Annotated in this window: 11 protein-coding genes; all 11 read right to left on the bottom strand. The window is 45.3% G+C overall.

Annotation, left to right across the window (positions count from 1 at the left end; genetic code table 11):
* Positions 1-117 precede the first annotated feature (117 nt).
* Positions 118-1,179 (bottom strand): flagellar motor switch protein FliG, encoded by a 1,062-nt coding sequence (gene fliG / locus AB4329_RS19480; protein WP_017060682.1) that lies wholly within the window; start codon positions 1,177-1,179, stop codon positions 118-120.
* Positions 1,172-2,914 carry a flagellar basal-body MS-ring/collar protein FliF gene (gene fliF / locus AB4329_RS19475; protein WP_372128193.1) on the bottom strand — a complete coding sequence of 581 codons (1,743 nt, stop codon included), beginning with the start codon at positions 2,912-2,914 and terminating at the stop codon, positions 1,172-1,174. Before fliF ends, fliG begins: the two co-directional genes overlap by 8 nt.
* A 16-nt stretch (positions 2,915-2,930) precedes the next feature.
* Positions 2,931-3,242 carry a flagellar hook-basal body complex protein FliE gene (fliE, locus tag AB4329_RS19470; RefSeq protein ID WP_017060684.1) on the bottom strand — a complete coding sequence of 104 codons (312 nt, stop codon included), beginning with the start codon at positions 3,240-3,242 and terminating at the stop codon, positions 2,931-2,933.
* 132 nt (positions 3,243-3,374) lie between these two features.
* Entirely contained in the window at positions 3,375-4,784 is a 1,410-nt protein-coding gene (locus AB4329_RS19465; RefSeq protein ID WP_372139067.1) for a sigma-54-dependent transcriptional regulator, read from the bottom strand.
* A gap of 33 nt (positions 4,785-4,817) precedes the next feature.
* On the bottom strand, positions 4,818-5,858 hold the full coding sequence (locus AB4329_RS19460) for a PAS domain-containing sensor histidine kinase (protein WP_017060686.1): 1,041 nt from the start codon (positions 5,856-5,858) through the stop codon (positions 4,818-4,820).
* A gap of 184 nt (positions 5,859-6,042) precedes the next feature.
* Positions 6,043-7,509: a sigma-54 dependent transcriptional regulator gene (locus tag AB4329_RS19455; RefSeq protein WP_372139065.1), complete on the bottom strand. Its 1,467-nt coding sequence runs from the start codon at positions 7,507-7,509 to the stop codon at positions 6,043-6,045.
* Positions 7,510-7,737: 228 nt separating this feature from the next.
* A complete protein-coding gene (fliS, locus tag AB4329_RS19450) occupies positions 7,738-8,148 on the bottom strand; it encodes a flagellar export chaperone FliS (protein WP_004736194.1) in 411 nt (136 codons plus the stop codon).
* A gap of 12 nt (positions 8,149-8,160) precedes the next feature.
* Positions 8,161-8,466: a flagellar protein FliT gene (locus tag AB4329_RS19445; protein WP_017060688.1), complete on the bottom strand. Its 306-nt coding sequence runs from the start codon at positions 8,464-8,466 to the stop codon at positions 8,161-8,163.
* A 3-nt stretch (positions 8,467-8,469) separates the two neighbouring features.
* Complete coding sequence (gene fliD / locus AB4329_RS19440) at positions 8,470-10,497, bottom strand: flagellar filament capping protein FliD (protein WP_372139063.1); 2,028 nt, start codon at positions 10,495-10,497, stop codon at positions 8,470-8,472.
* 22 nt (positions 10,498-10,519) lie between these two features.
* A complete protein-coding gene (gene flaG, locus AB4329_RS19435; RefSeq protein WP_017066380.1) occupies positions 10,520-10,945 on the bottom strand; it encodes a flagellar protein FlaG in 426 nt (141 codons plus the stop codon).
* A gap of 81 nt (positions 10,946-11,026) precedes the next feature.
* Positions 11,027-12,157 (bottom strand): flagellin, encoded by a 1,131-nt coding sequence (locus AB4329_RS19430; RefSeq protein WP_372139061.1) that lies wholly within the window; start codon positions 12,155-12,157, stop codon positions 11,027-11,029.
* Positions 12,158-12,655: the final 498 nt, after the last annotated feature.

The following is a 12,655-nucleotide window of genomic DNA, read 5'->3' as shown; positions in this document are numbered from 1 at the left end:
CCTATCTATGAGTGGCTTAACTGTATTGTGAATTCAAGCAGTTAAACTGAGTTAATCTGTGGTTCGAGATTGGATAAAGAAAAGCCCCAACAGTGTGGGGCTTTTGAGATTTCTGTATTAAAGGAACTCGTCGGCGCCACCAGACAGCATAATTTCGCCACTGTCTGCCATCTTCCTCGCGATACCCAAAATCTCTTTCTGAGCCGCTTCAACATCAGAGACTTTGACTGGCGGCATCGCCTCAATATCGTCTCTCATCATATCGGCAGCACGTTTAGACATGTTCTTGAAGATCTTCTCACGTAGACCTTCATCTGCACCTTTAAGTGCTTTCTGTAGAATATCTTGTGGAACATCACGTAGTAGTCGTTGAACACCTTGGTCATCAACTTCAATAAGGTTTTCAAAGACAAACATCAGATCTTGAATCTGTGTTGCCATGTCTTCGTCTTGGTCACGGATTTGATCCATCAAGACGCCTTCCACGTTGTTATCCATGTAGTTCATGATCTCAGCCGCGGCTTTCAGGCCACCAATTTTGGCAGCTTGAGCACCCGCTTGACCCGCGAACTGTTTCTCCATGATTTCATTCAGTTCAGCAAGCGCCGAAGGTTGAACTTCTTCAAGGTTGGCAATACGCATCATCAGATCCAGACGAACTCGCTCTGGGAACTGAGACAGGATCTCAGCCGATTGATCGGCATCGAGGTACGACAACACAATAGTTTGAATTTGAGGGTGCTCGTTGATGATAATGCTCGCCACCTGACGAGGATCCATCCACTTAAGCGAATCCAAACCTTTCGAACCTGTGCCGAGAAGGATTTGGTCAACAAGGTTATTCGCCTTGTCTTCACCCAGAGCAGCAACTAACGCATTACGCATGAAGTCTTCGCTGCCCATACCAATGTTGGTGTACTTCTGAATATCATCTAAGAAAGCACGGTGAACAGCGCCTACTTTCTCTTGGGATAGGTCTGTAGCTCGCGCCATCGCACTACCCACACGCTGAACCTGCTTTGGCTCTAGGTGACGAATAATACCAGCAGCATCTTCTTCATTTAAACTGAGCAACAAGATCGCAGCGCGCTCATCGCCTGAGATAGAGCCGATATCCACGCTAGAGACATCAAGCACTTCACCGCCTTCAGTTTGTTGTGGAACTATTTCGTTAGCCATCTACCATCCAATTCTTAACTACTTGAGCTGCTAGCTCTGGTTCATTCGCTACAAGTGCACGTACTGCTTTCAGCACGTCCTCGTCTTTATGAAGGTTTGGTAAGTCGATACTTGAACCAAATTCAAACAGCTCACCACCTTCAATATCACCACCAATTAAGCTGGTTTCGCCGTCGGCACCAATTGGCATGCCATCAGGTCCGTACATCTGTTCATCGTTGTCTGCTGCTGGGTTAAGCAGTTTCTTCATTGCAGGGCGAACAAGTACCAACACCACCACTATGATAACCAAGGCACTTGCAAACCAACGAACCCAATCATTGAAGTTTGGATGCTCCCAGATTGGCACATCAGCAACAACATCTGTTACTTGAGGTGCAAACTGCATGCTTAATACGTTGAGCAAATCACCACGAGTTTCATCAAAGCCCACCGTACCAATCAGTACTTGGCGAATCGCATTGATTTCGCTCGCCGGGATTGGCGTATGAACCACTTCACCCGTATCTGGGTTCAAGGATTGGCGGTCTTTGATCGCAACAGAAACCGTCTGACGATTAACCGTGCCGCTCTGTTTACGTTCATGACTGATGGTGGTGTCTAGCTCAAAGTTTCGAGTCGCTTCTTTGTGAACAGAGCCTTGACCTGTCATCGCGCCGTCTTTCATCTGAGCCACATCTTGTGGAATTGAGGCATCCGCTGGAGGCTGGTTACTCAACGCACCCGGAATACCCGCCACCGTATTTCCATTGTTGTAATCTTCTAAGGTGTATTCACTTCGAGTCGCCGGTGTATTCGGATCAAAACGTTTTCTGGTTTGCTCCACAGCACTGAAATCGAGCTGGATATCAACCTGAGCGGTGTAGTTACCAAACCCAAGAATAGGAATCAGGATGGAGTCAATTTTTTCACGCAGCGCTTGTTCTTGATTGCGCTCTAACTCGTGTTCTTTACGACGCGCCGCTGACATAGGGTCTTGAGAGCCTGAGCTCAACAATCGGCCATGCTGATCGGTCACCGTAATACGTGAGGTTTTCATTCCCGGAACGGCACTTGCCACCATATCCACAACAGAATCAACTTCTTGCTGCTTGAGGTTAGTACCTGTTTTTAGAGTTAGGAATACAGAAGCAGAGGCTTCTTGATTATGACGTACAAAAACACTCTGCTTCGGCAGGGCCAATAAAACCTGAGCTTTACGCACCTGTTTCATCTGCTCAATGGCTTTGGCAAGTTGTCTTTCGCGGCTTAATTTAAGGCGTTCTTGTTCTAAACGTTGTGATACACCAAAACCCATGTCTTGCATGAGGATGTCATCACCCGCGTTTCGCTCTTGGTTCAAACCAGCTCGAACCATATTGAGCTTCAGAGAATTGTACTCACTAGCCGGTACTGAGATGGTGTTGCCTTCAAGCGTGTACTCGATCTTTTGCAGATCCAAGTAGTCAAGAACGGGAATCAACTCTTCTGTTTCGTAAGCTCCTAGTGGACGCATTTCTGGCTCTTTCACCCAGAAAAACAGCATCACGATCAGCGCTACACAGATAGAGATAGAAAGAACTAAGACGACCTGACGAAGTAAATCGAGATCACCGACAGCCATATCGAACTTCGATGAACTGCGTTCACCTAGATCGGGATTTTGCCCTTCTCCGTCTAGCTCAGAGCCTGCAATAAGTGCGTGGTCATTGCTATCGCTTACGGTTAAATCTGTTGTTTGACTATTATCTGCCACTATTTAACTACCCAACTTATACCGGCATATTCATCAGCTCTTTGTACGATTCGACCAATTTATTTCTAATTTGGATCGTCGCCTCAAAAGCCACACTAGATTTATTACGAGCAATCATCACGTCCGAAAGGGATACGCTTTGGTCGCCGCTATCAAAACGAGCTTGAAGATCACCTGAGGTCTTTTGTAATGAGTTCACATTATTGATGGCATTAGTCAGCATGTTGCCAAAATCTGCACCGACCGCTTGCCCCGTTGCTGCGGGACGCGCGCTGGCAGCTTCAACCATCATTGCCTGCATTTCGCCTTGTAAACCATCTATTCTCATCTACTACCTCAGGAGTCAAAATTATGACCATCTATTTAGCTATATTATTGACAGAGCAATTAGCGTGCCACACATTAAATTGACTAGATATCGTAATACACTAGTCAGAAAGCTGACACTACTAATCTATCCTTAGTTTGGGATATCTATTCCAGCATCACGCATTTTCGCCAACTTGTAACGTAATGTGCGTGGGCTAATACCCAGTTTTTCCGCCATATCTTTACGTCGGCCATTACATGCGATCAGGGTTTCAAGAATGATCGCATACTCTTGATCTCTAAGCTCATTACCAAGCCCTTCGCTGCTAGCAACTATTTTATTAATTGGGTTTGCTTCTGCAACTGGCTTAATTTCTGGTGCCGCAACATCACTGCCTTCAACGATTTGTTGTAGGCTGCTTGCGTCTTGCCAGTCAACACCTTCAAGAAGAATGTGCTCACCAGAGATGTTCTCTTGCTCGCTCAATATTAACGCACGCTGTACCACATTGTCTAATTCGCGAACATTGCCCGGCCACGGATAATTGACGAGTTTGCTGATCGCTTGTGCTGACATAACGGGTACAGGCATACCAAGTTTGGTGCAGTGGCGCTCAACTAAGTGCTTGGCTAAAGGCTCAATATCGCCTTTACGCTCGCACAATGGAGGCCAAGAAATTGGGAATACATTCAGGCGGTAGTATAAATCCTCACGGAAATTCCCTTCAGAAACATACTGTTTAAGGTCTCGGTTACTGGTCGCTAATACACGAACATCCAATTTGATGCTCTTACGACTACCTAATCGCTCAACTTCGCGCTCTTGCAAAACACGCAGTAGTTTGGCTTGTAGGCTAAGATCCATTTCACTGATCTCATCCAACAGAATTGTACCGCCCTGCGCTTGCTCGAATTTCCCCGGGCAAGCTTGAATAGCGCCAGTAAATGCGCCTTTTTCATAACCAAACAGGGTCGCTTCTAACATGTTGTCTGGGATCGCCGCGCAGTTAATCGCGACAAACGGGCCATCTTTTCGGCTAGAAGCATTGTGAATGTAGCGAGACATCACCTCTTTACCAGAACCACTCGGGCCCAACACCATGACGTTGGCATCGGTTTTCGCAACTTTATCAGCCAGCATCATTAGCTTGATACTTTTTTCATCAGCAACGATAGCGTCACCATTGTCATCCGACTTTACAGGCGCATAACGGCTGACCATGTTGAGCAGCACTTCTGGCGCAAATGGCTTTGCCATATAGTCGATAGCGCCCTCTTTCATTGCAGCAACGGCATCTTCGATGTTGGCGTACGCTGTCATTAGCAATACCGGCAAATTTGGCCAATGCTGCTTAATGTTTCTCAATAGTGCCAAGCCACCCATGCCCGCCATCTGCACGTCAGATACGACAATATCAACGGAGTTCGATTTTAATTTGACCAGAGCATCTTCCGCACAATCCGCTTCCAGCCATTCATAGCCAGCAAGCGCGAGTGTGTCGACAAGGGCTTCGCGTAGACCTTCATCATCTTCGACGATTAACACTTTGCTTTGAGCCATAGGATTCTCCAGTGTAAATTCAGTTAAAACTTATTAGTCTTCAGAAGAAGCACTTCTTTCAAGCGGTAGACACATGGTAAAGCATGCGCCGTCGCCTTCTTCTGATATCAATTCCAGTCGGCCTTCATGTGCTCGACATACCATTTGTACAACCGCTAAGCCTAGACCTGTACCTTGTGAACGAGTGGTAAAGAAGGGTTCCATTATTTTACCTTGAAGCTCTTTCGGTACGCCGGGGCCACTGTCTTGCACTGATATCTTAAGCTCGCCATTTACGGGCCTAAAAAACACATCGATCTGCGATTCCTTACCCGCAATTTGAACCGCGTTCAACACTAGGTTGCTTAACGCTGAGGCGATAGCATTGGCGTTGCCGAACATTTGAGTCTGTTCGCCCTCAACTTCTTGGCAATAATCAATCTGGTTAGTTTTCAATGCCGCTTCCACCATAGGGTGAAATTCAGTGATCAATTCAGCCACAGTAAATGGCTTAACGACTTTGTTGTCACCACCTTTGGCAAACAACAGCATGTCGTTCACTTGCTTCTCTAAGTCATGCAATCTATCCATAAGCTTAGATTGAAAACGCGTTTTTGTTGCCGGCGGCAGATTTGGCGCGGCAAGGTTTGATGCATACAGCATCGCACTTGAAAGCGGCGTTCGCACTTGATGGGCAAGCGAGGCCACCATTCTACCTAATGAAGACAAACGCTGAAGATCACTCACGCGAGACTGCAATAGTCGGGTCTCGGTCAGATCGGTAATCAAAATCAGCTGACCCGTGGTAGAGGCTGAAATCGCCAAACGCACTTTTCGCCCGTTCTTCAATGAGATCTCATGACCGTCATCGTCTTTTGGGTCAAAGGCACTTTGAATCACTGAAAACCACTTCTCGCCAACCAACTCAACACCAAGAATACGATGCGCTTCAGGGTTCGCTTCTCTCACTTCGCCGTGTGTATCTAACAAGATAACCCCTGCTGGCATCACGTCGAGTACTTGCTTATAGCGCTCAACCTGCTGTTCAACAGAATCTAGGTGTGATTGATTTTCTGGTTCGTTAGATACGCGCATGTCAAAAATTTGCCTCAAATACTAAAACAGCCTGAGACGTACAACACGAGTCAGGCTATTTGCTATATTTATCACATAGTTAAGCAAGCAACAACTCGACTATGGTTTATCTGTTCACTTAGCTAGAGTTACCAAATAACTAAAAAGTGTGTGCTAGTTTTTCGTTTTCATCGAAAACTGGACACTATCGCTGCAAGTTATATTTACGCATTTTTTCAACCAGAGTGGTTCTACGCATTCCAAGCATGTCAGCAGCACGAGCAACAATGCCGCCCTGCGCTTCCAACGCTTGATTGATCATATTCACTTCCATATCCGCGAGTAGCTCTTTCAAGTTAACCCCTTCTGGCGGTAACTCTTGAGGCGCATTAGCATTGTCGGCAATATCATCTTGCTGATCAAAACTGAAATCTTCTGAGAATAAGTCAGCAAGTGCATCACGCTCTTGCTCCTCTTCAGATCCAAAGCTATTAAACTCTGGCTGGAACTCAGGGATATCGCTGTATCGATATTTAGTTGGCAGGTGATTCACATCAACCAAGCTGTTTGGATACAAGATAACCATTCGTTCAACCAGGTTCGCTAGTTCACGAACGTTACCTGGCCAGTAATGCTCCATCAAAGAGTTGATAGCACGAGCCGTGAAACAGATAGGCATGCTGCCTTCCGCTTCCATTCGAGTCATCAGCTCTTGAAGCAACAGTGGAATATCTTCTTTACGATCTTGAAGCGCCGGCATTTCAATCGGGAATACATTTAAGCGGTAGTAAAGATCTTCACGGAACGAATCATCGTCGATCATATCTTCAAGGTTGCGGTGGGTTGCCGCAATCACTCTAACATCAGCTTGTATGGTGCTATTGCCACCTACACGCTCAAAGCATCGCTCTTGCAGTACTCGTAGCAGCTTAACTTGCATCGCCATCGGCATATCGCCAATTTCATCAAGAAACAGTGTGCCACCTTCAGCCAATTCAAAACGGCCTTTACGTGCGGTAATCGCCCCAGTAAATGCGCCCTTCTCATGACCAAACAGTTCACTTTCAAGCAAATCAGGTGGAATCGCGCCACAGTTTACAGGAACAAAAGGCCCTGAACGACGTTTAGAGTGATAGTGAATGTTACGCGCTACGACTTCTTTGCCTGTACCAGATTCACCAAGAATCAGCACGTTCGCTTCCGTAGAAGAGACTTGTTCAATTAAGTGACGTACTTCTTGAATGCCAGCACTTTGTCCTACTAGGCTGCGAAACAGGGTGTTCTTGCGTGCCGAAGACACAACTTGAACACCTTTGCGGCCTAAGAAGTCTTTACAGTGTCTTAATGCATCACTTAATTGCGGGTAGTTAAGAGGAAGTTCAAGCTCACCAACATAGTTAGTCAACTCGTCAACCGGGTGATTGTTTTTGCCAATCACCAGTAAAGGGATGTGATTGCCGTGAACAAGCTTCTCATTCAGTAATGCGTTGAAGCCTTTACCTTTAATGGTACCAATAATGCAGCCGGCCCACTGTAGTGACCAGTCAACTTTACGTGCTTGTTCAGAGCTGATTACTTCGCAGCTCTCTCCTACAAACTCTAATATTGTGCTTAAATTGTGACGATCTTGAGCGTTATCGTCGACGACAAGCAGTTTTGCCAAACCTTGCATAAGTAGGAATTATTGCCTTTATTTTGGTGCGATGCGGAAAAACGGTGAGCAACGTAGTCTATAAAACAGTGAGATGTATCAATGATTATGGTCTACGTGGACAAATTTAGGAAATCAGCAACGAAAAAAGCCATTAGGCTATCTAATGGCTTCTATTTTATTTGATTAAAAAAATAAGGCAACCAACCAATTAAGGGATATGAGATTGGTTAAAACTGCAATTTTTCTTTAAATACCTACGTCAGCGGACGTCAAGTTGTGATATTCGTTCGGAATTTGGTCCCAAGCGCTCTTAATTTCGCGAATAATATCGATAACATCATCAATAGGCTGTGGGTCATTTTTGTGATTTGCCGCAGAAATTTGCGTGATCATGAACTCATAAAGTTGATCTAGGTTTTTCGCAATATCGCCACCATCGTCCATAGATAGGCAACTACGTAGGCTAATAATGATATCTAGAGCCTTACCAAGTCGCTCACCTTTCACTGGGATGTTGCCTGCTTGCATTGCCGCTTTGCCTTGAATCAAACGCTCGATAGCACCGGCCATTAGCATTTGTACAATCTTATGCGGTGAGGCAGCCGTTAGCTGACTATCCACTGATACCTTTTTATATGCCTGTAAAGAACCGCGCATAGTAAACCTCTTCTATAGAAACTTTTTGTATTGTTGAACTGATTTAGCGCCGTGACGGTATTTATGTAGGGTCTTACCTACTCGACTCGTCTCAGACTGCATCAATTCGACTAATTTTCTGGTTCTGGTAATGGCTTCAAACCATTCAGAACTTTGCTTAACGTCGGGATGTGAGTCGATTATTTGAAGCACGTTTTGCAATAACTGTTCTCTGTTATCGACAAGCTGCGTTATTTCTTCAGCATTAATTTCACTAAATTCCAGTTTAGAGATAATTAGTTGATCGAGTTCACAAAGCTCTTGTAGCTGGCTATTCATCTATTAGCCCAACGCATTCATCATACTGCCCAGCTGAGATTGCATCTTACTGGTCGCATCTTGCATGGCTGTGAACTTAGAGTGGGTACGGCTCTCTAGGCTGTCCATGCGGCGGTCGAGCGCGCTTTGGTCATCAACCAAACGGTAGTTTTGCTCGACCAAGCTCTTTTCTCTAGTACGGATTGAACCCGTGATACCTGTGATACCTTGAATCGCATCTTCCACTTTTTTGGCGAAACCGTTGTTGCCACCAAAGAACTCACCCAACTTATCAAAGTTATTGTTGAGTTGACGGTCAAGCATATCGTAGTTGATTTCTAGCGAGCCTTGTCTTGTGGTGGTGATACCGAATTCAGTCAAAGACTTTAGATTGTCTGGCGCACCTTCGATACTTGATGAGAACACCCCTTTCAATCGGGAGTCGGCGTTACGCACTGTACTGTCACCAGAGAGCGGACCTTTTTGACCAGTCGTTGGATCAACACCCGCGAGGTCTTTCGACACTTGATAGAACTGGTTATAAGAGCTCACAAAGGATTCGATATCTTGGCGAACACTGTTACGATCGTACTCCACACCAATTTCTGCCGGCGGCTTATCTTTTGGCGTTTTTCCTTTCACCGTAATATCAATACCTTCAATGGCATCTTCAATCACATTGTTATTACTAGAGAGTTGAGCAACACCATCTAGGACAACCATAGAATCTTGGCCAGCCTGAACTTCAGTCATTCCACTATAGGTATCAAAAGATTGCTGTGCTTGTTCAAGATCTGCTTGCGCTTTATCGACCTTCTCTAAGAGCTCGCGCTCTTCGGGTTCTAATTTGGCACGCTCAATTTTCTTGGCTTGCTCTGCGGTGAGTTCGCCTTTTTGAACTTTCTCAGCCAACTCCGCTTTTTCTTGTGAAATCTTCTCTTCGATACGCGCTTGCTCAGCCTCAAGCTTTTGTTGGGCTTCTTTCGGTGTCACGTAGGAATCCGTCAACGTACCTGAGGCAGCATTTGACCATCCCGGTACATCAGGTGCCTTCTCTATTGCTTTTTCATCAAGCTCAAGTTCTGATGTATAGTAAGAGTCAAGAAGCGTACCAGAGGCAGTTTCCGTCCAACCTGGGATATTGTCTTCAGGCATGACAGATTTTGCCGCTTTAGCTGCATCAAGAGCTGCTTGGCCGTCGGCGGCGGCTTGTTCTCCGTAGCTAAGACTTTGAGAGTCTTCGTCAGCAACGGAGGTAGAATCAGTTTGGGATGCAGGGATGACATTGCCATCTTTATCGAGTGTTTCATTCGCATTTGGGTCATCGCTAGCGATCACTTCATCGATGAGTTCAACGGCTTTTCCTGCAGGGGTTAGAGCTAGAATATCTTGAGCAGCAACGCGCGCTTTCTCTAGCGCTTTAACACGTTCTTCAAGCGTTTTGTATTCGAGTTTTTTTAAGGGATTGGCAGCATCTGACTCAACATTAATGTTGATCTGCTGATCTGAACCAGACTGGTTCGAGGCAATAATAAGTCTTGGACCTTCGACATCGTTGATAATAGATGCACGAACGCCTGGGTTGCTATCTGCACCGTTGATACCACGAACAACTTCGATAAGTCTCGATCTGTCGCCAACTTGCACGTCAAAGCTGTCATCACCAAGCGAAACCTGCAGCTTACCTGGGCCAAATTTCATGTCCTCTGACAGTACATCAGAAGCCACTTTATGGCTTTGGGCAAGCTGCAACACATCGATGGCATATTTGCCAGCGATCGCTTCGGTAGTCGCGGTTGCAGAGACAAGACCTTCATCGGTACTTTCGACTGTTCGCACAGCAAAAGCTTTTTCCTGACGAAAGTTTGTCATCAGGTTTTTCATCGAATCAAGGGATTCTCTGAGTCTTCCATAGGCACTAATGCTGGTATCGATTCGCGTTCGTTCATTGTCGATTCGTTGCTGTTTAGGTACACGCTCCGAATCAACAATTTTGCTGACCATGGAATTGATATCCATGCCAGACGAAATCCCCATTGGGCCAAAACTCATTAAATCACCTCAATAATACGACTTAAACCTTCACCTCAAATATTCGACTATTCGAGTTTTGGGCTGCTAGGCGTCTTAGAATTTCAAGCATTTCTTCATCAGGGATCTGGCGAATAATATCACCGGTTGTGGTCTCATAAATGGTAACCACATCTCTCCCAGATTCTTCATCGACCTTAAAAGCCACACCTTTATTGAGAGAGGAGATAAACTCGTTTACCTTCTCCACCATTTTGACTCGCTCTTCATCATTTAACTCTTGTCTATGTTGAGCTAATTGAATCGCCGCTTCGGTAGCTTCCTCTTTCGATTTCTCTACCTTGTCATAAGATGTTGCTTCTTTTAGTCGCGAAAGACTCGACGCACTACTACCTTCATCGCTTGCAATTTTAATGCCATTAGGTGAGCCATAAGGCTGGATGTTCGATGCGTTGGATGATATTTCCATAACACTCTCCCTCCCTCCTTTATGAGCCAAACAGTAAAACTCTACCCAGAGTAGAGTTTACCGCTACTTACCGAGGTAAGTTTAGCCCAATAAGCTTAGAGCTGCTGATGGTGACTGTTTTGCTTGAGCTAGGATAGAAGTACTCGCCTGTTGTAGGATTTGAGACTTCGTCATAGCTGTTGTTTCTTTCGCGTAATCGGTATCTTTGATACGGCTCTTAGACGCATTAACGTTTTCGTTGATGTTGTCTAAGTTGCTGATTGCATGGTCAAAACGGTTTTGGAAAGCACCTAGAGAAGCACGTTGGCTATCAACAGATTTTAGAGCACCATCAATGATAGATACTGCTTCGTTTGCACCTGCAACAGAAGTTACGTCGATATCGTTAACGGTAACGTCTTTACCAGCACCGATACCTAGTTCGCCCGCAAGGCTGCCGCCAAACTCAACATCACCTTCAACTTTTTGGCTTGAAGCGAAAAGTTGCAGTTTACCGCCTTCACCCACAGACGCTTTAACGTCTTGGCTTTGACCATTGATGTAAGTTGCTAGCTCTTCGATATCGTTGCCTTCTTTAGCAGAGATAGATAGCTCTTGCGCTTCACCAAACTTATCGTTGTATTTGATTGTTAAATCAGCACCCGCACCTACACGCCAAGAAGCATCTTTGCCTTCTGTAACGCCGTAGCTCTTACCACCCATGTCTTGAGTGTCAGTACGCATGTTGCTCATAGAAAGCATTACCGCTTCACCTGAGTCAGCACCGATTTGGAAAGATTGGCTACCGTAAGTACCGTTAAGAAGCTTGTTACCACCAAAAGAGGTTGTTTCAGCGATACGGTTAAGTTCTGTGTTTAGAGCAGATACTTCTTCTTGGATTGCAACACGCTCAGACTTGCTGTTTGAACCGTTTGCAGATTGAAGAGAAAGGTCACGCATACGTTGCAGAATGTTGGTTGACTCATTCATCGCACCTTCAGCTGTTTGTGCAATAGAGATACCGTCATTCGCGTTTTTCACAGCCATATCTAGGCCACGGCTTTGCGACGTTAAGCGGTTAGAGATTTGTAAGCCTGCAGCATCATCTTTTGCGCTATTGATTTTATAGCCAGAAGACAAACGCTCCATTGATTTTTGAGTACCTTCAGCCGCGTTATTTAGGTAACGCTGAGCCGTCATTGCAGACACGTTAGTGCTTACATTAATCGCCATAGTTGATCTCCTTTAGGCATTTTTTTAATGCACCCATGTGACTCTCACCTCACACAAATACATATCAATTTTGTTTATGCACCAGTGTCTCTCTCACCTTACATTGGTACATATCATTTCTCTCAATCCCTTTAACGGCGCCTTAATTAGAAGCTTTAATAAAAAATGCGCTTTTTTTCATATTCTTTTCAACAACAAAGGAAAGTGTGATCGGGCTTCAATTAATAGGGCGACATTCGCTAAAGTTGCCCCATTATTTAAGTTAATGAGCGTAGTGTTGAATATAAAGTCAGAAGAGATCCCTGATATCTCGTTCTACTCGATTCTGGGGTGACGAAAGACTGCTTCGATGTAGTAAGCGAGGAAACCATCATTTCCCAATTCCCGTCACTCCCTACAGTGAGGAGCGAGCGTGATAGGGAACCTCGCTTTCCAATCAACGACCAACACCAAAACTCCCCCCTTCTCCAAATTGCAGGCAATAAAAAAGGTTCATCG

Source organism: Vibrio sp. 10N.261.54.A5, from assembly GCF_041471145.1.
Classification (GTDB): Bacteria; Pseudomonadota; Gammaproteobacteria; order Enterobacterales; family Vibrionaceae; genus Vibrio; species Vibrio crassostreae_C.
Note: the sequence above shows the minus strand (reverse complement) of the source record. Positions and strands in the feature narration are given on the sequence as shown.

Bases quoted from the DNA above. Each gene is read 5' to 3' on its own strand.
- fliG (WP_017060682.1), bottom strand. From the start codon at position 1,179: ATGGCTAACGAAATAGTTCCACAACAAACTGAAGGCGGTGAAGTGCTT.
- fliE (WP_017060684.1), bottom strand. From the start codon at position 3,242: ATGAGAATAGATGGTTTACAAGGCGAAATGCAGGCAATGATGGTTGAA.
- AB4329_RS19465 (WP_372139067.1), bottom strand. From the start codon at position 4,784: ATGGCTCAAAGCAAAGTGTTAATCGTCGAAGATGATGAAGGTCTACGC.
- AB4329_RS19460 (WP_017060686.1), bottom strand. From the start codon at position 5,858: ATGCGCGTATCTAACGAACCAGAAAATCAATCACACCTAGATTCTGTT.
- AB4329_RS19455 (WP_372139065.1), bottom strand. From the start codon at position 7,509: ATGCAAGGTTTGGCAAAACTGCTTGTCGTCGACGATAACGCTCAAGAT.
- fliS (WP_004736194.1), bottom strand. From the start codon at position 8,148: ATGCGCGGTTCTTTACAGGCATATAAAAAGGTATCAGTGGATAGTCAG.
- AB4329_RS19445 (WP_017060688.1), bottom strand. From the start codon at position 8,466: ATGAATAGCCAGCTACAAGAGCTTTGTGAACTCGATCAACTAATTATC.
- fliD (WP_372139063.1), bottom strand. From the start codon at position 10,497: ATGAGTTTTGGCCCAATGGGGATTTCGTCTGGCATGGATATCAATTCC.
- flaG (WP_017066380.1), bottom strand. From the start codon at position 10,945: ATGGAAATATCATCCAACGCATCGAACATCCAGCCTTATGGCTCACCT.
- AB4329_RS19430 (WP_372139061.1), bottom strand. From the start codon at position 12,157: ATGGCGATTAATGTAAGCACTAACGTGTCTGCAATGACGGCTCAGCGT.